Raw genomic sequence first — 22,614 nt, forward strand, 5'->3', positions numbered from 1 at the left:
GATGTAAGCACAGTGCATTCACTCATTTAACGTCTTACTGGAGCTCGAATTATTTTGGAGATATTTCTTTTGACGTCAGTATCGCTTGTGACCAACGTCATTCGGAAGGTTATTCTGCCGCGTTCCGTTACACCGTTTTGAAAATCGCTAAACCTTGTAAGCTAATTCCAGCCCTGCGTCAACGCAGTTGGCCTCACAGAGCGAATTTTCCGCTTTATCCGGCAGTAAGCGCTGCTTCCCTGACCAGTCGGGGAGTAATAAAGATCACCAGCTCCTTTTTCTTCTGCTCATCGGTTTGCTGACGGAACAAATTGCCCAGTAACGGCAGATCGCCAAGCCCAGGCACACGTTTTTCGCTCAGCGAACGCTGCTGCTGGAAAATGCCGCCTAGCGCTAAGGTTTCCCCATCGCGCAGCGTCACCTGAGTCTCGATCTCCTGCTTATCAATACTCAGCACCTGATTGTCGCCAATGTTTAGACTGCGTCCCGGCAAGTTCTGACTCAGCCGTAATTTGAGCTGGATGCGGCCATTTCCCAGCACCACCGGTGTTACTTCCATACCCAAAACCGCTTCCTTAAATTCAATGGCCGTCGCGCCGCTGTTGCCTGATTTGACCTCATAAGGGATTTCCGTGCCCTGCTTGATGCTGGCGGTTTGCTGATGCGAGGTAAACAAGCGCGGACTGGCGATGATTTCGATTTGATTCTCCTGCTCCAGCGCACTCAGCTCGAGATTGAGCAACTCGCCGCTGACCTGGCCCAACGTCACGCCAGCGCGAAACGCCGGATTGCTCACCGCTAGTGGGATCTCAAGCAACGGGTTGCGTAGCGCCTGCGTCACCACTTCTGCCGGTGACGTGCCCCAGTTCACGCCCAGCTCACGCAGATGCTCTTCATTGATGGTGACGATGTGCGCGGTGAGCTCAACCTGCTCGAGCGGTAAATCCAGCGCTTTTAACCAGCGTTCGGTGTCACGCAGCGCCTCAGCTGTGTCGCGCAGCAGCAAACTGTTGGTGCGGCTATCGACCGTGACGCTGCCGCGCGGCGTCATCAAAGAACGCTCGGCTTGCAGACTGCGATAAATATCGCTGGCGCTGGCGTAATGCAGTGTCACAGTTTGTTGCTCCAGCGGCGTTTGCTGTTTTTCCTCCTCGCGTTCCTCCTTTTCCTGTTGCACCTGTAACTGCTGCCAGCTTTCCGGGTAGACCAGCAAAACGCCCTCTTCCTGCACCACGGTGAGTTTTGCTAACTTCATTACCAACGCGAGCGCGCGATCCCAGCCAACATTGTCTAAGCGCAGCGATAACCGACCTTCAACGCCTGGCGCAATCAGCAGGTTGGTCTGTTGATAATCGGCCAGCGCCTGCAAAATACGTTCAACCGGCGCATCATCAAACGTCAGGCTTAAGCGGTCGTTATTAGCGCGCAGCGGCATGCTCAGACACAGCAGCATCAGTAACGTCATCCATTTCATAAAAACCTCCTTTTATTACCCATGTGATTTGCTGTGGTGTGCAGCTTTGTGCCGCACTCAGCACCAGCGTGCGCGACGTAAGCTGCACGACCTGCCAGGGCGGCTGGGGGAAAGGCGCTTGATCTTTCAGCCGATGGCTTTTGCCTTGTGGCGACACCAGCCACGCCACGTAGTGCGGCGCCGTGCCAATAATGCCCTGCAAACGCCAGCCTTCTGGAGCAGCAACCTGCGCCTGACACAGCGTTTCTGCCAGCGGCTGAAAAGGGTCGCGCGCCAACGCCAGCGAGCTACAGAGCAATAACAGTAATGCGCTACTCCGCATCGTCACTCTCCAGCCAAAGTTGCGTATTCAATACGCCCTGCTCGGCGTGCAGCTGAAAGCGTTGTGGCACCGGTAATCGGGTGTTGGCTAATTCGCTAAACAGCGGCAGAAATTGCGGCCAGATCAGCCTTAACTGCAGCTGTTGCGGCTGACTATCCGGATGCCAGGCTTCCAGCTGGCTGCCGCGCGCCGCCACGATTCGCTCCAGCGTTTGCTGATTACCCGCATCTTTCGTGGGTTGCTGAAGCTGGCTAATCTCGATCTGCAAGGCATCAATCGCCGGAAGTGAAGCCAGTTGCTTTAGCCGCTGTTGCTGCTGTTGCAGCATCTGTTCCAGCTGCCGCACTTGCGCTTCATGCATCTGCTGCTGCGGCCGAAGCAGCACAATCCACGTCAGCGCAAACAGCAGCAGCGATAACATCAGCAGCCACACCATACGCAGCGGTAGCGTTAGCATCAGCCAGCGCTGCAGGAATTCATTCATCTGTCGCCTCCTGCACACGCGCATGTAAAGCGAAGCGATAGTCGCCGCCCGCCTCGCGCTTCACGCCGCCCTGCTTTACGCTGCTGAACAGCGGCTGGGTGATGAGCTGACGACGGAAATCACTGACTGCCGCCATGCTCTGCGCCTGCCCTTCCAGCACCAGTTGCCCTTGCCGTCGCTCGAGGCGATTCAGCCACAAGGTGTCAGGCATCAACTGCGGCAGTTGCTGCCAAAAATGCTGCCAGCGCTGATGCTGCTCTTGCCGCTGCAGCTGTTCCTGCTGCGCCTTAAGTAGTGATTCACGCAGCTGCAACAGCGATTGCTGCTGTTCCAGCTGTTGCTGCAGCGCATTGAGCAGATAAGTAATTTCCATCAGCGCGTTCGTCTGTTGCTGCCGCGCACTGACACCGCGCCACCACAGCAATGAGAGGATGAGCAAAGTCACCGCCAGCGTAAGTAAGAGCAGCGAGATGCTCTGCTGGCGCCGCCGCTGCGATTGCTGAATGCGCCAGGGAAGCAGGTTAACCGCCAGCATCAGACATCCTCCGGGCGCAGCGCCAGCCCAAGCGCGATGGCAAAAATACCTTCCTGCGTGGGCAGCGGCGGTTGCAGATAATGCAGCAGTGAAAACGGTTTACAGCGTTTAACCTGCTCCTCGGGCAACACCTGGTTTGAGGTGCAGAATACGCTTTCCATCTGCGGGAAGGTTTCGCGCAGCTGCGAGAGGGTGAGAGGTTCGGTGGCCGCGCCTGAAGTGGTGCTTTCGCCCGCCAGCGTCCACAGCCAGTGATCGCTAAGCGGATGAATCAATAACTGGTTGTGGCGTAACGGCAGGCGCATGGCGATCTGCGTCAGTGCCAGACTGCTCAGTTCGAACACGTCCGGGCGCAGACCGGCCTGCTTGAGCGGCGTCAGCCATTGCGCAATCACCTCGCGCCGCGCGGCGGTGACGCACAGCGAAGCATCCTTGCCCAGCGAGCGATAATCCAGCGACAGCGAAGCAGGCTCAACGGGAAACAGGCGCTGTGCGGAAGCCGCTACATAGCGCCCTAGCGCGGGTTCACGCAGCGAGGTTTCCGGCATGGGCAAAGTACGTTGCAATACCAACTGCGGCGGCAGGCCAACGCGCAGTGAATAGCGTTTCGGCAGATGGCGCTGCCAGCGCCCTAACATATCCAGTAACGCAGGCGTGGTTTGCAGCACGCCGTTTCTTAACGTATCTTGCGGCAGCGTTTGTTGCCACCAGTGTCGCAACTGCCAACCATGACGTCGACGTTCGATGCCAAGGGCGCACAGTTGCCCGTTTTGGATGTCCAGTCCAATTTGCCAGCGCTGAAAAGCCATACGCATGATCTCCTTATCATTGAAGGTAATGAGCTCCAATACCCGGCCAACTTCAATTATGGCGGGTATATCAAAGCGTCAGGCTTGTCTTTATACTACCGCGCGGTTGCTTATAAACTGCTCAAACGACAACAGATGGGAATTCTCAGGTGAAGTTCGTAAAGTATTTATTGATCCTTGCAGTGTGTTGCATTTTGCTGGGAGCCGGCACGGTTTATGGTTTGTACAAATACATAGAGCCGCAGCTGCCTGATGTGAACACATTGAAAGATGTGCGCCTGCAAACTCCTATGCAGGTTTACAGCGCGGATGGCGATCTGATCGCCCAATACGGTGAGAAGCGCCGTGTCCCGCTGACTCTGAAACAGATGCCGCCTGAGTTAATCAAAGCGTTTATTGCCACCGAAGATAGCCGTTTCTACGAGCATCACGGTGTCGACCCAGTGGGGATTTTCCGTGCAGCCAGCATTGCGCTGATGTCCGGTCACGCCTCGCAGGGCGCCAGTACCATTACTCAGCAGTTGGCGCGTAACTTCTTCCTCAGCCCGGAACGCACCTTGATGCGTAAGATTAAGGAAGCGTTCCTCGCGATCCGTATCGAACAGCTGCTGAGCAAAGATGAAATTCTTGAGCTCTATCTCAACAAGATTTATCTCGGCTATCGCGCGTACGGCGTGGGCGCGGCGGCGCAGGTCTATTTTGGTAAACCTATTGATCAACTGTCGCTGAGTGAAATGGCGATGATTGCAGGATTGCCGAAAGCCCCTTCGACCTTCAACCCGCTCTATTCTCATACGCGTGCGCTGGCGCGTCGCAATGTGGTGCTGGCCCGTATGCTGGATCAAAACTACATCACGCAGCAGCAATATGACGACGCGCGCAACACGCCGCTGGCGGCCAGCTATCACGGTCCGGAGATCGCCTTCTCTGCACCTTACTTAAGTGAAATGGTGCGTCAGGAGATGGTGAAGCGTTACGGCGACCGCGCTTATGAAGATGGCTACAAGGTTTACACCACCGTCACTCGTCATCTGCAGGAAGCGGCACAGCAGGCGGTGCGAAACAATGTGATGGCGTACGACATGCGCCACGGCTATCGCGGCCCGACCAATGTGCTGTGGAAAGTGGGCGAAGCGAGCTGGGATCAAACCCGCATCCAGAACGCGCTAAAAAATCTGCCGACTTACGGACCGCTGAATGCTGCGGTGATCACCAGCGCCAGCGCCGATCAAGCCACAGCAATGCTGAAAGATGGCAGCAGCGTCACGCTGAATATGGCGGGCGTACGCTGGGCGCGTGCTTACAAATCTGACACGCTGCAAGGCCCAACGCCGCGCAGCGTGACGCAGGTGTTGCAAGCCGGTCAGCAGATTTGGGTGCGCAAAGTGAATGACGACTGGTGGCTCGGCCAGGTTCCGGCGGTGAACTCCGCGCTGGTGTCACTCAACCCAGAAGATGGTGCGGTGCGCGCACTGGTCGGCGGTTTCGACTTTAACCAAAGCATGTTTAACCGCGCGACCCAGGCATTGCGCCAGGTGGGCTCCAACATCAAGCCATTCCTGTATACCGCAGCAATGGATCGCGGTTTAACGCTGGCATCGATTCTCAACGACGTACCGATTTCGCGCTGGGATGCCGGTGCAGGTGCCGACTGGCGTCCGAAGAACTCACCGCCTACTTATGCGGGCCCAATCCGTTTGCGTCAGGGCTTAGGCGAGTCGAAAAACGTGGTGATGGTGCGTGCGATGCGTGCGATGGGTGTGGATTATGCGGCGGAATATCTGCAGCGTTTCGGCTTCCCGGCGCAGAACATCGTGCATACCGAATCGTTAGCCTTAGGCGCGGCGTCCTTTACCCCAATGCAGGTGGTTCGCGGCTACGCGGTGATGGCGAACGGCGGCTTCCTGGTTGATCCGTACTTCATCACTAAGATTGAGAACGAACAAGGCGGCGTGATCTTTGAAGAGAAACCGAAAATTGCCTGTCCGCAGTGCAACTTGCCGGTAATCTATGGCGATACCAAAAAGTCGGTCGCGCTGAACGAAGAGAGCGTCGAGAATGTCGCGACTTCCGATCAATCGCAGAACCAAACCGTGCCGCAGCCGGAGCTGGAGCAAGTTCCAGCCCAGCCGCAGCCGGGTGGCGAGCAGCAGTATGCCCCGCACGTGATCAACACGCCGCTGTCATTTCTGATCAAGAGCGCGCTGAACACTAACATCTTCGGCGAGCCGGGCTGGATGGGGACGGGCTGGCGTGCCGGTCGTGACCTGAAGCGTAATGATATCGGCGGCAAAACCGGTACCACCAACAGCTCGAAAGATGCGTGGTTCTCCGGTTACGGTCCGGGCGTGGTGACGTCAGTGTGGATTGGTTTCGATGATTCACGCGCGCTGGGTCGCTCAACCATGTCAGGCGCGATTCCGGATCAGATCTCCGGTTACGAGGGCGGCGCGAAGAGTGCGCAGCCAGCATGGGATGACTATATGAAATCCGCGCTGGAAGGCGTGCCGGTGCAGCCGCTGACACCGCCAGATGGCGTGGTCACCGTTAACATCGATCGCGGCACCGGCAAGTTGGCCAATGGCGGCAACTCACGTCAGGAGTACTTCATCAACGGCACGCAGCCGACGGAGTATTCGGTGCATGATGTGGGCACCACCATCATGGACAACGGCCAAAGCCACGAACTGTTCTGATCAAAAAAGCCGGCAAATTTGCCGGCTTTCTTTTTTATAGCATGATGAAATTTAGTAGCTTAAACGGCCCTGCTTCACCAGCCACTCGCGCACCATAAACAGCGCACTGACGTTACGCGCTTCGCGGAAGTCCGGTTCATCCAGCAGCGCCAGCAGATTATTCAGCGGCCAACGATGGACGATCAGCGGCTCCGGCTCATCACCTTCCAGCTTATCTTCGTACAACCCTTCCGCCACCACAATGTTCATCTTGCTGGAGAAATATGAGGGCGCCATGGTCAGCTTGCCCAGCGCTTCCAGTTTGGTGGCACCAAATCCCGCTTCTTCTTTCAGTTCGCGATCGGCCGCTTCAAAGGCGCTTTCGCCAGGATCGATCAGCCCTTTTGGAAAGCCCAGTTCGTAACTTTCCAGACCGACGGCGTACTCCTGAATCAGGATCACGTCATCGCCAATAATCGGCACAATCATCACCGCTTCACGATCGGAAGGTTTCATGCGTTCATAGACGCGGCGCGCGCCGTTGCTGAAAGCGAGATCGACCGCTTCGATAGTGAACAGGCGGGAGCGGGCCACCGCTGCCACATTGAGGATGTCAGGTTTTTTCATTGGGGTTTTCATATCAGCCTCAAACTTAGCACAACCCTGTGAAACGTGATGACGCCAGCATACCGAAGCCAGAACTATTGTGCGACACGCAGCGTAAGTAAACTATGGTGACACATATTCACTTACGGCTGCTAACAACTTCTTGTTATCTATGCAGTTAAAAATTCACAATAAGTCAACGGTGTATTGTTAAATTCAGAAAATACCGATATTTAATTGAGTCATGTCTGGTTAACATCCCGTTGAGGAATAATCTAACAAACTATAATTAAATGATTTTGCGCGTTATTTTATCTGACTTTTCCCTTGTCAGAATGACATCTGCTCGCCAAAATTGACTTGTATTGATGGATTCACCGGGAGTAAATCGTTAACGTGAAGGCAGTTTTTTGGCTGGATTGAGCAAAGCATGAGCACTTATATTGTCATTCTGGCTGTCATGCTCGCCTGTTCCCTCTTAGCAGGTATCGGCTATTGGTACGCTATGCGGCATCGTCCGCCGTTGGCGAAACCGCTGCCGTTTATCAGTCCGCCTAATCGCAAGCTCACCGACGAAGAACGTACTGCCGTTGAAAAGTACATCGCGCTCATCGCCAAACATCAGCAACACAGCAGCGCACGCTCGGCAAAGAAGTCGCGCGAACCTGAAGCGCTGACGCTCACCGCGCAAAGCAACAATGTTTATCCTGTCACCCGCTCCATCACCCGCTACGGCCTCTCTACCGACGATCCGCAGAAATGGCGCTACTACCTCGATGAAGTCGAAGTGCATCTGCCGCCGCTATGGGAACAGTACATCGCCGAAGAGAACTACGTAGAGCTGATCCGCACGCAAACGCTGCCGCTGGTGATTTCACTCAACGGCCATTCGCTGGTGAATTACGCCGTGGAACAACCGGCGCTGCCGCCGCTGGTGCGTCCGATATCCACTAACGCGTCGATTCGCAAAGAAGAGAGCGAAAACGTTGAGCTGCTGCAGGTACGCAAAGAGACCTCGGAAGAGTATCAACTGTCACGCGCCGACGGCACGCGTGAAGCGGTGGTCATCTGTTTCGCGTTCCTGCTGTTCTTCCTGAGTCTGGTGTTGCCCGGCAGCCTGATGGGCTGGATTGCCCTGCTCGGCTGCCTGATGATCGCCGTCAGCCTGTGGTTCCTCTATCGCCTCCCTGGCGCCAAAGGTTTGCACGATGTGCATTGCCTGCGCGGTGCGCCTAAGCGCTGGGGCCTGTTTGGTGAATCCAATCAGGAGCAGAGCAACATCTCGCTGGGTATTATCGATTTAATCTATCCCGCACACTGGCAGCCATATGTCGCACACGATTTAGGCCAGACCACCGACGTCGAGATGTATCTCAATCGTCAGGTGGTGCGTCAGGGTCGTTTCCTGTCGCTGCAGGACGAAGTACGTAACTTCCCGGTGCAGCGCTGGCGTAAAAATCTGGTGCTGGCATGCGGTTCGCTGCTGGTGCTGGTGATGCTGTTCACCTGGATTCCTCTCAGCATGCCGATCAAACTCAGCCTTGCGTGGGTCAAAGGCACCGAGAGCATCGAAGTGAATAGCGTGGATAAGCTGAATGCGCTGCCGCTGCATATCGGCGACAGCCTGAAAGTGGCTGGCACCGGCATGTGTTCGGTACCGGGCAATTACCAAAGCAATCGCAGCTACGCTTACATGCCGTTCGACTGCTCAGCGATTTACTGGAATAACGCCGCGCCGCTGCCACAGCCGCAATCGGACATCATCGATAAAGCCTCGGCGCTGCTCGATACCACCACGCGTCAGCTGCATCCGGAAACCAACACCGATCCCAAACTCAACCCGCAGCTGGCCTCGGCGATTCAAAAATCCGGCATGATTCTGCTGGATGACTTCTCCGATTTGGTGCTGAAAACCCAGGATTTGTGCAGCCAGCAGCAGGATTGTGTACGCCTGAAAAATGCGCTGGTGAATCTCGGCAACGCCAAAGATTGGGATTCACTGATTCACCGCGCGGATTCCGGCAAGCTGAATGGCATGAACGTGCTGCTGCGTCCGGTGAGTGCCGAAGCGCTGGAAAATCTGGTGAACACCGCCACGTCCAGCTTCTTCGCGCGTGAAACGCGTCGCGCGGCGGAAAACCTTAACAGCCCGCCGCCGGGTGGCTTCCTGATTGTCAGTGATGAAGGTCGTCAGATGGTGACGCAGCCGCAACCGTCGGTCGCGCTGTTTGATCTTGATGCACCTTCACAATGGCGCGAACTGCAACGCATGTCCGGCATGCTGCTGCACACGCCGTTCGCCGCCAGCGGTATCATCACCAGCATTACTACCGATGCCAACGGCACACGCCATATCGCGCTGCATAACGAGCCGGATGCCATGGCGCAGTGGCGCTATTTGGGTACCGCGCTGTTGATGCTGGTGCTGATTGCCAGCGCGGTGATCAACGGCTTGCTGGCGCTGCGTCGTATTCATCGTAATCGCCTGCGCATGGCGGAAATTCAGCAGTATTACGACAAGTGCTTCAACCACAATATGAACACTATGCAGAGCGTGCGCTCGCTGTTCTGAGCCCTTCCCTTCTGTGCTACCCTGTCGCCCACTTTTTTGCGGCGAGAAAGAAAATGCAGGTTACGCTTAACTGGTCAGAGATTGATACCGTGCTGCTGGATATGGACGGCACCTTGCTCGATCTCGCTTTCGACCGCCACTTCTGGCTGGAACACGTGCCGGAAACCCTGAGCCGCGAACGCGCCATCACGCTGGGCGAAGCGCATCAGCTGATTGAGCAGAAGTATCAGGCCGTGGTGCATACGCTAAACTGGTATTGTCTTGATTACTGGTCGCAGGAGCTGGCGCTGGATATTCGCGCCATGACGTGGGAAAAGCGCCACCGTGCGGCGATGCGTGAAGATACGCTGCCGCTGTTGCAGGCGCTGCGTGCCGCAGGTAAACGCACCATTCTGCTGACCAATGCGCATCCCTACAATCTGGATGTGAAACTGGCGCAGACCGGATTGGCTGCCCACCTTGATTTATTACTTTCCACCCATACCTTTGGATATCCGAAAGAGGATCCGCGTCTCTGGCAGGCCGTTCAGCAACATACTGCGTTTGACAGCGCGCGCACGCTATTCATTGATGACAGCGAAGCGATTCTGGATGCAGCGACAAGTTGGGGCATTCGCTGGTGCTTAGGCGTCAGCAATCCGGATTCCGGTCGGCCCGATCAATCTTTCCAGCGTCATCCGGCGGTACGCGATTATCGTCAATTGTGTGAGACGCTGCGTTAAAGCAGGAGCCGCAATACCATGAAAGAGAAAGTGAGCGAAGGCGTGCGCCTCGATAAATGGCTGTGGGCCGCTCGGTTCTATAAAACGCGTGCCATCGCCCGAGAAATGATTGAAGGCGGCAAAGTGCACTACAACGGCCAGCGCAGCAAGCCAAGCAAACTGGTGGAGCTGAATGCCGAATTAACGCTGCGTCAGGGCAACGATGAGCGCACGGTGGTGATCACCGCAGTGACCGATCAGCGCCGCCCGGCCAGCGAAGCCCAGGCGCTGTATGCCGAAACCGCCGCCAGCATCGACAAGCGTGAGAAAACCGCACTGGCGCGCAAGATGAATTCCTTAACTATGCCGCACCCCGATCGCCGCCCGGATAAAAAAGAGCGCCGCGATCTGATGAAATTTAAATTGTCGGGCGATAAATAACGCGCCCCAACGAGAGAAACACTATGTCTACAAACGATCAACTGCACCGTTACCTGTTCGAAAACGTCGCCGTGCGCGGCCAACTGGTAAACGTGACCGAAACCTGGCGTGAAATCGTCGAAAATCACGACTACGTTGAGCCGGTAAAAACCTTGCTGGGCGAGCTGCTGGTGGCCACCAGCCTGCTGACGGCAACGCTGAAGTTTGACGGTGATATCACGGTGCAGCTGCAGGGCGACGGTCCGCTGACGCTGGCGGTGATCAACGGTAATAACCGTCAGGAGTTGCGTGGCGTGGCGCGCGTGCAAGAAGACGCGGAGATCGCACCGGGCAGCAGCCTGAAAGAGATGGTCGGCAACGGCTATCTGGTGATCACCATCTCGCCAGAGAAAGGCGAGCGCTATCAAGGCGTGGTTGGCCTGGAAGCGGATACGCTGGCGGGTTGTCTGGAAGATTACTTCATGCGTTCTGAGCAGCTGCCAACGCGCCTGTTTATTCGCACCAGCGACAAAGGCGCAGCCGGTATTCTGCTGCAGGTGCTGCCAGCGCAAGAGCCGAGCCTTGATGATTTCAATCACCTCGCTACGCTGACCGAAACCGTGAAGAGCGAAGAGTTAATCGAATTGCCCGCCACCGACGTATTGTGGCGTCTGTACCATCAGGAAGAAGCCACGGTGTTTGACCCAACGCCGGTGAGCTTTAAGTGCACCTGTTCACGCGAGCGCTGTGGCGAAGTGCTGAGCACGCTACCAGTGGAAGAAGTAAACGAAATCCTCGAAGAGGATGGCGAAATCGACATGAATTGCGACTATTGCAATTCGCATTACGTGTTCGATGCGGTGGATATTGCCGCCCTTCGCAACGCGCCAACCAACAACAGCGATCAAGTGCATTAATTATCTGCCGGGCGGTTCATCCGCCCGCTTTCCTGCTGAACGTATCCCTATCATTTATCACGGTTATTAGCTAAATAACGCTGACTTTAGTTTCATAAGTGGCAGATTTCTCTACTTGTCACGTTCCAGCTCGCATTTCTGACTATCTTCTCTTTTCCGCCGTGCTCAGAAGAGTACACTGCGCGCGATCTGCCCTGCGTGGCTATGCAGGCAGGCAGCAGAATCACCCCATAAAAAATATGCAGTAACAGATACCGATTAAAGGAGCAGTCACATGCGCGTTAACGGCCTGACATCGCAAGACCTCGCCTCTATGGGCATCAGCGGCACCACCGAAGTGGTGTATAACCCTGATTTCGACACCCTGTTTCAGGAAGAAACTCGCCCAGAGCTGGAAGGTTATGCGCGAGGCATTCTGACGCAGAGCGGTGCTATTGCCGTGGATACCGGCATCTTCACGGGTCGCTCGCCAAAAGATAAGTACATCGTTCGGGATGACACCACGCGCGACACGCTGTGGTGGAACGATGTCGGCAACGGCAAGAATGATAACCAGCCGCTGTCACAGGAAACCTGGCAGGCGTTGAAAGATCGCTGCACCCAGCAGCTTTCCGGCAAACGTCTGTTTGTGATCGATGCGTTCTGCGGTGCCAATCCCGACACGCGCCTCAGCGTGCGCTTCGTGATGGAAGTGGCCTGGCAAGCGCACTTCGTTAAAAACATGTTTATCCGCCCGAGCGAAGCCGAATTGGCTGACTTCAAACCGGATTTCGTGGTGATGAACGCCGCGCAGTGCACCAATCCAGACTGGCAGGCGCAAGGTCTACACTCCGAGAACTTCGTCGCCTTCAACCTGACCGAGCGCATGCAGCTGATTGGCGGCACCTGGTACGGCGGCGAGATGAAGAAAGGTCTGTTCGCCATCATGAACTACCTGCTGCCGCTGAAAGGCATCGCTTCGATGCATTGTTCGGCTAACGTCGGTAAAGCGGGCGATGTGGCCGTGTTCTTCGGCCTGTCCGGTACCGGCAAAACCACTTTGTCCACCGATCCGGATCGCCAGCTGATTGGCGATGACGAACACGGCTGGGATGACGATGGCGTGTTTAACTTTGAAGGTGGCTGCTACGCCAAAACCATCAACTTGTCTGAGCAGGCGGAGCCGGAAATCTACCGCGCGATTCGTCGCGATGCGCTGCTGGAAAACGTGGTGGTGCGCGCCGATGGCAGCGTGGATTATGCGGACGGCAGCAAGACCGAGAACACCCGCGTCTCGTATCCGATTGAGCATATCGAAAACATCGTGCAGCCGGTGTCCAAAGCGGGCCACGCCAAGCGGGTGATTTTCCTCACCGCTGATGCCTTTGGCGTACTGCCGCCGGTTTCACGCTTAACGCCGGAACAGACGCAATATCACTTCCTGTCTGGCTTTACCGCCAAACTGGCCGGTACCGAGCGCGGCGTTACGCAGCCAACGCCCACCTTCTCCGCCTGTTTCGGCGCGGCGTTCCTGACGCTGCACCCCACGCAATATTCCGACGTGCTGGTGAAGCGGATGGAAGCGGCAGGTGCGCAGGCGTATCTGGTGAATACCGGCTGGAACGGCAGCGGCAAGCGCATTTCGTTGAAAGACACGCGCGCCATCATCAACGCGATTCTGGCCGGTGAGCTGGATGAGGTTGAGACTGAAACCTTGCCGGTGTTCAACCTGCAGATGCCTAAAGTTCTGCCGCAGGTGGATAGCGCGATTCTCGATCCGCGCCGCAGCTGGCCGACAGAAGCGGCCTGGCAGCAAGCCGCGCAGGATCTGGCGCAGCGCTTTATTATGAACTTTGAGAAGTATACCGATAACGATGCGGGTAAAGCGCTAGTTCAGGCGGGTCCGCAGTTGTGATGTGAAACCCGGTGGGCATAAATGCCCGCCGGGTATCACGCACTATGATTAATACTCACCACCGCCGTACTGCTATTACCTTCCGGAATCGGCAACCAGGCACGAATCCGTAATCCGCCGCGATCGCTATCACCAATCTCCAGCGAACCTTCATGCGCATCGATAATACGCTGCACAATCGCTAAACCGAGGCCGGTGCCGCTGGTGCTGCGCGCGCTGTCGCCGCGCACAAACGGCTGGAACAGATGCTGCAGCTGATCCGGCTCGATGCCCGGACCATCATCTTCCACCTGGAACCATGCGCGGTTCAGCTCCTTGCCGCTGCTGACCTTAATCCATCCGTTGCCATAACGCGCTGCGTTGACCACCAGATTCGCCAGCGCGCGCTTGATGGATAGCGGGTTGATATCCAGCATCAACTCCTCGGACATCACCGCGTTCTCAATTTCACGCTCGTAGCCGCTCTCTGCCGCCACCACTTCGCCCAGCACGCTGTTCAGGTCGGCGCGTTCGGTCTGCATCTCCTGACCGGTACGCAGATAATCGATGAACTGCTCGATGATCGCGTTGCACTCTTCGATATCTTTGTTGATCGACTCCGCCAGATAACCATCCTGCTCGCCCATCATCTCAGTAGCGAGACGAATACGCGTTAACGGCGTACGCAAGTCATGGCTGACCCCCGCCATCAGCAAGGTACGATCGTCAGCCAACTGCTTCACACCGGCCGCCATCTGGTTAAACGCCCGCGTCACCGAACGCACTTCCGACGCGCCATATTCACGTAGCGGCGGCGGAATAATGCCTTTACCAACCTGTAACGCCGCATGCTCCAGATCCACCAAGGGTCGGTTCTGAATACGGATAAACAGCCAGGCGCCGCCAATCGCCAGCAGCATAATCGCCAGCGTGTAGCGGAACAGCGGTGAGAAGTCGCCCTGATGGATTTCGGTGAGCGGCACGCGCACCCAGATATCTGGCGACAGCCAGGTTTTCAGCCACACCACCGGCGAGTTTTTATTCACCTCGACACGGACATCGGTGGGACCGCCCAGCTGCTGGCCCATCTGCTCACTGAGAAATTCGTAATGTTGCGCCCAGCGCAAACCGCTCTCTTCCGCCGCCGCGTTGGTATACAACGAGATGCCCAGCTCACGATAAATTTCGCGTCGGAAGGCCGGCGGCACTTCCAACTGCGTTCCATCTTCCAGCTGCAGCCGATCGGTCATCAACATACGCACTTCGTACGCGAGGACCTTATTGAACTGCTGCAAGCTGGGAAGAATGGCGAAATTGAGCACCACCAAATAGGTTGTTACCAGGCTGACGAACAGCAAGGTAACAATCAATAACAAGGTGCGGGCAAACGAACTGCGGGGTGAGAAGCGCAATCGCCTCATGCTTTGCTGCCGTCCGGAACGAATACGTAGCCAAGACCCCAAACGGTCTGAATGTAACGTGGATGCGCCGGGTCTTCTTCCACCATGCGGCGCAGACGCGAAATCTGTACGTCGATGGAGCGTTCCATGGCGCTGTATTCACGGCCACGTGCCAGGTTCATCAGCTTATCGCGCGATAACGGCTCACGCGGATGGCTGACCAGCGCTTTCAGCACGGCAAACTCACCGCTGGTCAGCGGCATTGGCTCATCTTCACGGAACATCTCGCGGGTGCCGAGGTTCAGCTTAAATTTACCGAACGCAATAACCGCTTCTTCCTGCGAAGGCGCGCCTGGCAATTCATTGGCCTGACGACGCAGTACGGCACGAATACGCGCTAGCAGCTCGCGCGGGTTAAACGGTTTTGGAATGTAGTCATCCGCGCCGATTTCCAGACCGACGATACGATCCACTTCCTCGCCTTTCGCGGTGACCATGATAATCGGCATCGGGTTGCTTTGACTGCGCAAACGGCGGCAGATAGACAAACCATCTTCGCCCGGCAACATCAAATCAAGCACCATCAAGTGGAAGGATTCGCGGGTTAACAGTCGATCCATTTGCTCGGCGTTGGCAACGCTACGCACCTGAAAGCCCTGCTCGGTGAGATAGCGCTCCAGCAACGCACGCAAACGCATATCATCATCGACGACCAGAATTTTGTAGTTCTCTTGCATGTTCAACTCCCAAAGGCGCCATTGCCTGAGCCAATATTGTTAAAAAAAGAGGCCTCAGTGTGACAGTCATTAATGGTTTATATTCTAGCCGAAATTGTTACAAAGCATATTAAACAGCAGCTTATATTTATTTTTAGCCCTGAAATGCGCTTCGCTTCGCGTTTTTTATCTGTGCTTTCAAGCCGCTTAGCGCTTATCTGAAAATTTGGCGCATTTTCTTTCTGTTACTGGTTCATGACAAAAAATCCCGCCGCCAGCGAGGCGCTCAGGGCGATTTGGCTTAAGGTGATGGTGTGGAATACGCTTTCAGTGTGCGGAGGACAGCATAAAATCCCGTGATTTCGCTTTCGGCCCCGCAACTGCTCTCGGAACAATTCCACGACGAAAACAAACAAGGCCAGCATTAAATAAAGGCTGATAAATCAGGCAATAAACAGCCCTTTCTTCTCACCACGCGATCTCTGACACTGCGGCTATTGAGTTCATGTGGAGAGAGAAAAATGAAAAAAAACCTAATTCTGCTGGGCGCACTGGTACTGACCAGCTTCACTCAGGTTCAGGCGGCGACCAGTGCAGGCGAAGCAGCTGGCGCGCAAGCATCCACCACGGCGAAAGGTAACTCAGACGCGATCGGTGTTGGCGCCGTGGGCGCACTGCTCGGCGTGGCGCTGGCGACCATGGGCGGCGGCGATAAAGGCGGCAGCGGCACCTCAACCACCACCGCAACCCAAGCCGGTAAATAATGTCAATCGCAGGGTCGCCATTCGTGGCGACCGCTTCACCCTTAGCAGACCATTCATAACGCCCCGCTATGGCGTCTCTTTCACATATTCAATGCTGTTAACGAACCACAACTTCTGCCCTTCCGGCGTGTTGACCACCACTTCGTCATCCACTTCTTTCTTGATCAGCGCGCGCGCCATCGGCGAATCAATTGAGATGTACTCTTTCATCGTCTCGCCATAAATTTCATCCGGGCCAACAATGCGGAAGCGCTTCACATCGCCCTGCTCATTCTCCACTCGCACCCAGGCACCAAAGAACACTTTGCCCTCCTGCTGCGGCGCGTAATCCACAATTTTCAGATCGGCGAGGCATTTGCGCAGATAGCGCACCCGGCGATCGATCTGGCGCAGCAGACGCTTGTTGTAGGTGTAATCGGCGTTTTCGGAGCGATCGCCGAGGCTGGCCGCCCATGAGACGATTTTGGTCACTTCCGGACGCTTTTCATTCCACAAATGGTCGTGTTCGGCACGCAGCTTGTTATAGCCTTCGCGGGTAATCAGTTGGGTTTTCATGACTTCAACTCGTGGTGACGGCGGTTCTTCGCAGCAAAGAGGCTAACAATAAGCGACCGATTGACCATCAGCAAGATTGCGCGCGCTGCATTCAGAAAAAGACGGATTCACGGGCCACCGGCTGGCAATTTTCGGCCTCATTCCGTATAACTGTCCGCTATTTCCAACCCTGTGTAAGCATTGTTAATGATGATGAAAGATTCACTGAGCCAGATTATCGCAGGCGAGCTGAAGGCACGCGCCGACCAGGTTGATGCTGCCGTTCGCTTACTTGATGAAGGGAACACCGTGCCGTTTATCGCACGTTATCGTAAGGAAGTGACCGGCGGACTCGATGACACCCAGCTGCGTTTGCTGGAGAGCCGTCTGAGTTATCTGCGCGAGCTGGACGATCGTCGCCAGTCGATTCTGAAATCCATCGACGAACAGGGCAAACTCACGCCTGAACTCGCCACCGCCATCAACAGCACGCTGAATAAAACCGAGCTGGAAGACCTTTACCTGCCGTACAAACAGAAGCGCCGTACGCGCGGACAGATCGCCATTGAAGCCGGTCTGGAACCGCTGGCCGACACGCTGTGGCAGGATCCATCGCAGGATCCGGAGCAGCTGGCCGCCAGCTACGTTGATGCCGACAAAGGTGTCGCCGACGTGCGCGCTGCGCTGGATGGCGCGCGCTATATCCTGATGGAGCGCTTTGCCGAAGACGCCACGCTGCTGGCGAAAGTGCGTGAATATCTGTGGAAGAACGCGCATGTGGTAGCACGCGTGGTGGAAGGTAAAGAGGAAGAAGGCGCGAAATTCCGCGACTACTTCGATCACCACGAAGCGCTGAGCGGCGTTCCGTCGCACCGTGCGCTGGCAATGTTCCGTGGCCGCAACGAAGGCGTATTGCAGCTGTCGCTGAATGCCGATCCGCAGTTCGACGAAGCCCCGCGTGAAAGTTATGGCGAAACGCTGATTGCCGAACACCTCAAGCTGCGCCTGAATAACGCACCGGCGGATAGCTGGCGTAAAGCGGTGGTGAGCTGGACCTGGCGCATCAAAGTGCTGCTGCACCTCGAAACCGAATTGATGGGCACTATTCGTGAACGCGCCGAAGATGAAGCCATCAACGTGTTTGCCCGTAACTTGCACGATCTGCTGATGGCCGCGCCTGCCGGCATGCGCGCCACCATGGGCCTCGATCCGGGCTTGCGTACCGGTGTGAAAGTTGCGGTGGTGGATGCCACCGGCAAGCTGGTCGCGACCGATACTATTTACCCGCATACTGGTCAGGCGGCGAAAGCGGCGACGGCCGTGGCCGCGCTGTGCGCCAAACATCAGGTTGAACTGGTGGCGATTGGTAACGGCACCGCCTCGCGCGAAACCGAGCGTTTCTTCCTCGACGTGCAGAAGCAGTTCCCACAAATCAACGCGCAGAAAGTGATTGTCAGCGAAGCCGGTGCATCGGTCTATTCCGCATCTGAGCTGGCGGCGCTGGAGTTCCCGGATCTCGACGTGTCGATTCGTGGCGCGGTTTCCATCGCACGTCGCCTGCAGGACCCGCTCGCCGAGCTGGTGAAGATCGATCCGAAATCGATCGGTGTAGGCCAATATCAGCACGACGTCAGCCAAAGCCAGCTGGCGAAGAAGCTGGATGCGGTGGTGGAAGACTGCGTGAACGCCGTCGGTGTCGATCTCAACACTGCATCTGTGGCGCTGCTCACCCGCGTGGCCGGTTTGACCCGCATGATGGCGCAGAATATTGTCAGCTGGCGCGATGAAAATGGCCGCTTCCAGAACCGTCAGCAACTGCTGAAGGTGAGCCGCCTCGGGCCGAAAGCCTTTGAGCAGTGCGCGGGCTTCCTGCGTATCAACCACGGCGACAACCCGCTGGATGCCTCAACCGTGCACCCGGAAGCCTATCCGCTGGTCGAGCGCATTCTGGCCGCCACCGAGCAGGCGCTGAATGAGTTGATGGGCAATCCAGGCGGTCTGCGCGATCTCAATGCACGCGACTTCACCGATGAGCGCTTCGGCTTGCCAACGGTTACAGACATCATCAAAGAGCTGGAAAAACCAGGCCGCGATCCGCGTCCGGAGTTTAAAACCGCGCAATTTGCTGAAGGCGTGGAAACGCTTAACGATCTGCTGCCGGGCATGGTGCTGGAAGGCGCCGTCACCAACGTCACCAACTTCGGTGCTTTCGTCGATATCGGCGTGCATCAGGATGGTTTGGTGCACATCTCTTCCCTTTCCGACAAGTTCGTTGAAGATCCGCATCAGGTGGTGAAGGCGGGCGATATCGTCAAAGTGAAGGTGATGGAAGTGGATATGCAGCGTAAGCGTATTGCGCTCACCATGCGTCTGGATGAGCAGCCCGGTGAAAGTAATGCGCGCGGCGGCGGCAACCGCAGCGCGGGCAAAGAAAACGCTCGCCCGGCAGCCAACAACAAAGGCCGTGGCAAACCGGCCAGCGCTCCGGCGGGCAACAGCGCCATGGGTGATGCGCTCGCCGCCGCCTTCAAAAAACGTTAAGTTCCTGCCTTAAACACGCGCGGAGACATCCCGTCTCCGCGCGCATACCGCCTTGATAAATCTGCTCGTCCATCTACGCTTTGAAAAAATGACCTGCCGCGTGGCCCTGCGATCCAATGGATATTATCAACGCCTTAATCGATGAGATTTATCACGGCAGCTTTCCGGTCGCGGCACGTGAACGCCTGCTTTCGCACATTCGTGCCGCGCGCGATACGGTTAAACTGCCGCGCAAGGCGCACTGGGATGAGAAAGATGTGGTGCTGATCACTTACGCCGATCAGTTCCGTGAACCCGAACAGCCAACCCTCGCCAGCTTCTCGCGTTTTTATCAGCAGCATCTGCAATCCACTTTCAGCCTGGTGCATCTGTTGCCGTTTTTTCCCTACTCTTCGGACGATGGCTTCTCGGTTATCGACTATCACCAGGTCAATCCGATCTGCGGCGACTGGCAGCACATCAGCGCACTGCACCGCGAGACGCGCCTGATGTTTGATTTTGTCTGCAACCACATGTCGGCGCACAGCCGCTGGTTTCAGCACTTTATGGCGCTGGATCCCGGTTGGGATGATTTCTTTATCAGCATGCCGCCCGCCACCGATCTTAGCGCGGTGACGCGTCCACGCACCTCGCCGCTACTGACGCCGTTTGCAATGGCCAACGGCGAAACACGCTATATCTGGACCACCTTCAGCGCCGACCAAATCGACCTCAACTTTGGCAATCCGGAAGTGCTGATTCGCATGGTTGATGTGCTGCTCGATTACCTGATCAAAGGCGCGGATTATGTGCGGCTCGACGCGGTCGGCTACATGTGGAAAACGCCGGGCACTAACTGCATTCACCTGCCGAAAACGCATCAGCTGGTGAAGCTGTTTCGCGCCATCGCCAATGAAGTCGCGCCCGGCACGGTGATCGTCACAGAAACCAACGTGCCGCATAAAGACAACATCAGCTATTTCGGCAACGGCAAAGATGAAGCGCAAATGGTGTATCAGTTTTCGCTGCCGCCGCTGGTGCTGCACGCCATTCATTCCGGATCGGCACGTGCGCTGCGTCAGTGGGCCAGCACGCTGGATTTGGGCGGCGGCACCACCACTTTCTTTAACTTTCTCGCCTCGCACGATGGCATTGGATTGAATCCGGCACGCGGCATTTTGTCGGAAGTGGAGATTGTGGCGTTGGTGCGCGATTTGGCGCTGGAAGGCGCGCTGGTCTCGTACAAGAACAATGCTGATGGCACCACTAGCCCATACGAAATCAACGTTACCTATTTTGATGCGCTTAATCAGCAAGACGATGACGATGACACGCGGCTGCGTCGCTTCCTGTTGGCGCACGCCATTCTGCTGTCGTTTCCCGGCGTACCGGCGATCTACATCCAAAGCATTCTCGGCTCGCGCAACGATAACGACGGCGTGCGCGCGGCGGGTCACAACCGCGCCATCAATCGTCAGAAATACGACCTGCATGAAATGGAGCAGTGGATTAGCGGCGGCAATCCGCTACGTCAGCAGGTGTATGAACGCCTTAGCGCACTGATTCAGCTACGTACCCGACAATCCGCATTTCATCCCGATAACCCGATGACGCTGCTGGAGAGCGAGAATACCTTGCTGATGCTGCGTCGCCATCAGCCGGACAGCGAAGAGGGTTTGCTGTGCGTGTTTAATCTCAGCAGTCATGACGTGACGACGCAATTACCGCTGACGCGGCTTGTGCAGGATGTGATTAGCGGGGAAAAGCTGGATGGCAGCCAGCCTTTGACGCTGGCTGCGTGGCAGTTTATGTGGCTGCGGTAAACTCCGTGATCAGCTGCGTAAATTCATCCGGGTGAGAAATGAAAGGCGCATGCGCGGCTTTCTCCATTACCACCGAGGATGAATCTGGCCAGCGAGCATCCAGTTCTTCTGCGATACGACGCGGCACCAGCCCATCGAGATAGCCGTAAATGCGCAGGAACGGCAACGGCAGATCGTCGAGCGCGACACGAAGATCATCCTGACGCAAAATCTCTAATCCCCCTTCCAGCACCTCAACCGACGGCATCGGCTGCGATAACACCACTTCTTTGAGCTGACGTGCATCCTGCCGCGCATTTTCCGTGCCCATGGTTTGCAGCGCCAAAAAACGCTCCACGGTGCGCTGGAAATCAGTACTCAGCTGCTGCTGAAAACTTTGCAGCGTTTCGGGCTTAATCCCCGGCCATTCATCACGTGCGGTAAAACACGGCGATGAGGCGACTGTGATCAGCGCTGCAACGCGCTGCGGCTGGGTTAACGCCAGCTGGCTAGCAACTAATCCGCCCAGCGACCAGCCTAGCAGCACTGCGCGATCGGGTAACTGTGGCAACAACTGTTGCGCCATTTCCGCTAAGGTCAGCGGCCCAAAATCCTGGCTGCGGCCAAAGCCCGGCAGATCCACCAGATGCAGGCGAAAATGCGGGCTGAGTCGCGGAATCATGTTTTGCCACACTTCGGCATTCAAACCCCAGCCGTGCAGCAGCACAAGATCGCGATCGCCCGTGCCTGCGGTGTGCCAGTAAAGCGAACTCATCGGTTACACTCCGGAAAAGTGAAAAGGAGGTCGCTATGCTACCAATCCCGGCACTGTGTTGGCTATGCCGCCTGCCGCTGCAGATTGCCAGCCACGGTTTGTGCAGCCGCTGCGTACAGCAAATTCCGCGCCTGCCGGAACTCTGTCCGTGCTGCGGGTTACCGGCCAGCGGAACTCAACCTTGCGGGCGCTGCCTGCGTCGCCCGCCGCCATGGCAGAGCTTAAGCTGCGTCAGCGATTACCTGCCGCCGCTGAGTGATTGGGTACAGCAGCTGAAGTTTTCTCGCGTAACCGCACTCAGAGTGATGCTGGCGCGGCTGATTTTGTTAAAATTGTTAACAATGCGTCGTGATTACCGGCTGCCGCGTGTAGATTTGGTGCTGAGCGTACCGCTGCATCGTCGACGCGCCTGGCAACGCGGCTACAATCAGGCGGCGCTGCTGGCAAAACCGCTGGCTCGCTGGCTGGGCTGTGACTATCGCGAAGGGGTCAAGCGTATACGACACGGCGCGGTCCAGCATTTATTGAGCGCCAGCGCGCGCAAAAAGAATCTGCGCGGTGCCTTTCGCCTTGAAATACCGGTGCGCGGACGCCATATCCTGCTTATCGACGATGTTGTGACGACCGGAAGTACCGTGGCGGAAATTAGCCGCATCCTGCTGGCGCAAGGCGCGGCCAGCGTACACATTGGTTGCCTGTGCCGTACCTTGTAGAG

Annotated in this window: 20 protein-coding genes; 10 read left to right on the top strand and 10 right to left on the bottom strand. The window is 56.4% G+C overall.

Going from position 1 to position 22,614, the window contains the following annotated elements:
* Window positions 1-214: 214 nt before the first annotated feature.
* The 5 genes from hofQ to pilM are packed head-to-tail and all read right to left on the bottom strand — an operon-like array spanning window position 215 to window position 3,624.
* Window positions 215-1,474 (bottom strand): DNA uptake porin HofQ, encoded by a 1,260-nt coding sequence (hofQ, locus tag NQH49_RS18015; protein WP_256697663.1) that lies wholly within the window; start codon window positions 1,472-1,474, stop codon window positions 215-217.
* A complete protein-coding gene (locus NQH49_RS18020) occupies window positions 1,419-1,796 on the bottom strand; it encodes a HofP DNA utilization family protein (RefSeq protein WP_256697664.1) in 378 nt (125 codons plus the stop codon). The genes hofQ and NQH49_RS18020 overlap by 56 nt, the downstream gene beginning before the upstream one ends.
* The gene (locus NQH49_RS18025) at window positions 1,786-2,280 is read right to left on the bottom strand and encodes a HofO family protein (protein WP_256697665.1); all 495 of its coding nucleotides are present in this window, start codon (window positions 2,278-2,280) and stop codon (window positions 1,786-1,788) included. Before NQH49_RS18025 ends, NQH49_RS18020 begins: the two co-directional genes overlap by 11 nt.
* Window positions 2,273-2,815, bottom strand: coding sequence for a PilN domain-containing protein (locus NQH49_RS18030; RefSeq protein ID WP_256697667.1), 543 nt, complete (start codon window positions 2,813-2,815; stop codon window positions 2,273-2,275). The genes NQH49_RS18025 and NQH49_RS18030 overlap by 8 nt, the downstream gene beginning before the upstream one ends.
* A complete protein-coding gene (gene pilM / locus NQH49_RS18035) occupies window positions 2,815-3,624 on the bottom strand; it encodes a pilus assembly protein PilM (RefSeq protein ID WP_256698456.1) in 810 nt (269 codons plus the stop codon). Before pilM ends, NQH49_RS18030 begins: the two co-directional genes overlap by 1 nt.
* A gap of 149 nt (window positions 3,625-3,773) precedes the next feature.
* On the opposite strand from pilM, the gene mrcA reads away from it, so the two are divergent.
* The gene (gene mrcA, locus NQH49_RS18040; protein ID WP_256697668.1) at window positions 3,774-6,320 is read left to right on the top strand and encodes a peptidoglycan glycosyltransferase/peptidoglycan DD-transpeptidase MrcA; all 2,547 of its coding nucleotides are present in this window, start codon (window positions 3,774-3,776) and stop codon (window positions 6,318-6,320) included.
* 51 nt (window positions 6,321-6,371) lie between these two features.
* On the opposite strand, the gene nudE is transcribed toward mrcA, so the two are convergent.
* The gene (gene nudE, locus NQH49_RS18045) at window positions 6,372-6,938 is read right to left on the bottom strand and encodes an ADP compounds hydrolase NudE (protein ID WP_256697670.1); all 567 of its coding nucleotides are present in this window, start codon (window positions 6,936-6,938) and stop codon (window positions 6,372-6,374) included.
* Between the two features lie 397 nt (window positions 6,939-7,335).
* Here nudE and NQH49_RS18050 point away from each other — a divergent pair, with 397 nt between their 5' ends.
* From NQH49_RS18050 to pckA, 5 genes are all read left to right on the top strand, one after another.
* Window positions 7,336-9,477 carry an intracellular growth attenuator family protein gene (locus NQH49_RS18050; protein WP_256697672.1) on the top strand — a complete coding sequence of 714 codons (2,142 nt, stop codon included), beginning with the start codon at window positions 7,336-7,338 and terminating at the stop codon, window positions 9,475-9,477.
* A gap of 53 nt (window positions 9,478-9,530) precedes the next feature.
* Window positions 9,531-10,199 (top strand): GMP/IMP nucleotidase, encoded by a 669-nt coding sequence (gene yrfG / locus NQH49_RS18055; protein ID WP_256697674.1) that lies wholly within the window; start codon window positions 9,531-9,533, stop codon window positions 10,197-10,199.
* Window positions 10,200-10,217: 18 nt separating this feature from the next.
* Window positions 10,218-10,619: a ribosome-associated heat shock protein Hsp15 gene (hslR, locus tag NQH49_RS18060; protein WP_256697676.1), complete on the top strand. Its 402-nt coding sequence runs from the start codon at window positions 10,218-10,220 to the stop codon at window positions 10,617-10,619.
* Window positions 10,620-10,642: 23 nt separating this feature from the next.
* Window positions 10,643-11,515 carry an Hsp33 family molecular chaperone HslO gene (gene hslO, locus NQH49_RS18065; protein ID WP_256697678.1) on the top strand — a complete coding sequence of 291 codons (873 nt, stop codon included), beginning with the start codon at window positions 10,643-10,645 and terminating at the stop codon, window positions 11,513-11,515.
* Window positions 11,516-11,789: 274 nt separating this feature from the next.
* Window positions 11,790-13,409 carry a phosphoenolpyruvate carboxykinase (ATP) gene (gene pckA / locus NQH49_RS18070; protein WP_256697679.1) on the top strand — a complete coding sequence of 540 codons (1,620 nt, stop codon included), beginning with the start codon at window positions 11,790-11,792 and terminating at the stop codon, window positions 13,407-13,409.
* A 35-nt stretch (window positions 13,410-13,444) separates the two neighbouring features.
* On the opposite strand, the gene envZ is transcribed toward pckA, so the two are convergent.
* Together envZ and ompR are read right to left on the bottom strand one after the other, a co-directional pair.
* The gene (gene envZ / locus NQH49_RS18075; RefSeq protein WP_256697681.1) at window positions 13,445-14,809 is read right to left on the bottom strand and encodes a two-component system sensor histidine kinase EnvZ; all 1,365 of its coding nucleotides are present in this window, start codon (window positions 14,807-14,809) and stop codon (window positions 13,445-13,447) included.
* Window positions 14,806-15,525, bottom strand: coding sequence for an osmolarity response regulator transcription factor OmpR (ompR, locus tag NQH49_RS18080; protein WP_001157751.1), 720 nt, complete (start codon window positions 15,523-15,525; stop codon window positions 14,806-14,808). The genes envZ and ompR overlap by 4 nt, the downstream gene beginning before the upstream one ends.
* A gap of 500 nt (window positions 15,526-16,025) precedes the next feature.
* On the opposite strand from ompR, the gene yjbE reads away from it, so the two are divergent.
* Window positions 16,026-16,268, top strand: coding sequence for an exopolysaccharide production protein YjbE (gene yjbE, locus NQH49_RS18085; RefSeq protein ID WP_256697683.1), 243 nt, complete (start codon window positions 16,026-16,028; stop codon window positions 16,266-16,268).
* 66 nt (window positions 16,269-16,334) lie between these two features.
* Here the strand turns inward: yjbE and greB are convergent, their stop codons facing one another.
* Window positions 16,335-16,823: a transcription elongation factor GreB gene (gene greB / locus NQH49_RS18090; RefSeq protein WP_256697685.1), complete on the bottom strand. Its 489-nt coding sequence runs from the start codon at window positions 16,821-16,823 to the stop codon at window positions 16,335-16,337.
* Window positions 16,824-17,015: 192 nt separating this feature from the next.
* On the opposite strand from greB, the gene NQH49_RS18095 reads away from it, so the two are divergent.
* Entirely contained in the window at window positions 17,016-19,343 is a 2,328-nt protein-coding gene (locus NQH49_RS18095) for a Tex family protein (protein WP_372340040.1), read from the top strand.
* Between the two features lie 116 nt (window positions 19,344-19,459).
* Window positions 19,460-21,145, top strand: a complete 1,686-nt coding sequence (locus tag NQH49_RS18100; RefSeq protein WP_256697686.1) for an alpha-amylase family glycosyl hydrolase — start codon at window positions 19,460-19,462, stop codon at window positions 21,143-21,145.
* Here the strand turns inward: NQH49_RS18100 and bioH are convergent.
* Window positions 21,129-21,899: a pimeloyl-ACP methyl ester esterase BioH gene (gene bioH, locus NQH49_RS18105; RefSeq protein ID WP_256697687.1), complete on the bottom strand. Its 771-nt coding sequence runs from the start codon at window positions 21,897-21,899 to the stop codon at window positions 21,129-21,131. The two genes, NQH49_RS18100 and bioH, sit on opposite strands and share 17 nt — an antisense overlap.
* Before the next feature lie 35 nt (window positions 21,900-21,934).
* Between bioH and gntX the strand changes: the two genes are divergently transcribed.
* Window positions 21,935-22,612 carry a DNA utilization protein GntX gene (gene gntX, locus NQH49_RS18110; RefSeq protein ID WP_256697688.1) on the top strand — a complete coding sequence of 226 codons (678 nt, stop codon included), beginning with the start codon at window positions 21,935-21,937 and terminating at the stop codon, window positions 22,610-22,612.
* The last annotated feature ends 2 nt before the right edge of the window (window positions 22,613-22,614 follow it).

The organism is Pantoea trifolii (assembly GCF_024506435.1).
Taxonomy (GTDB): Bacteria; Pseudomonadota; Gammaproteobacteria; order Enterobacterales; family Enterobacteriaceae; genus Pantoea; species Pantoea trifolii.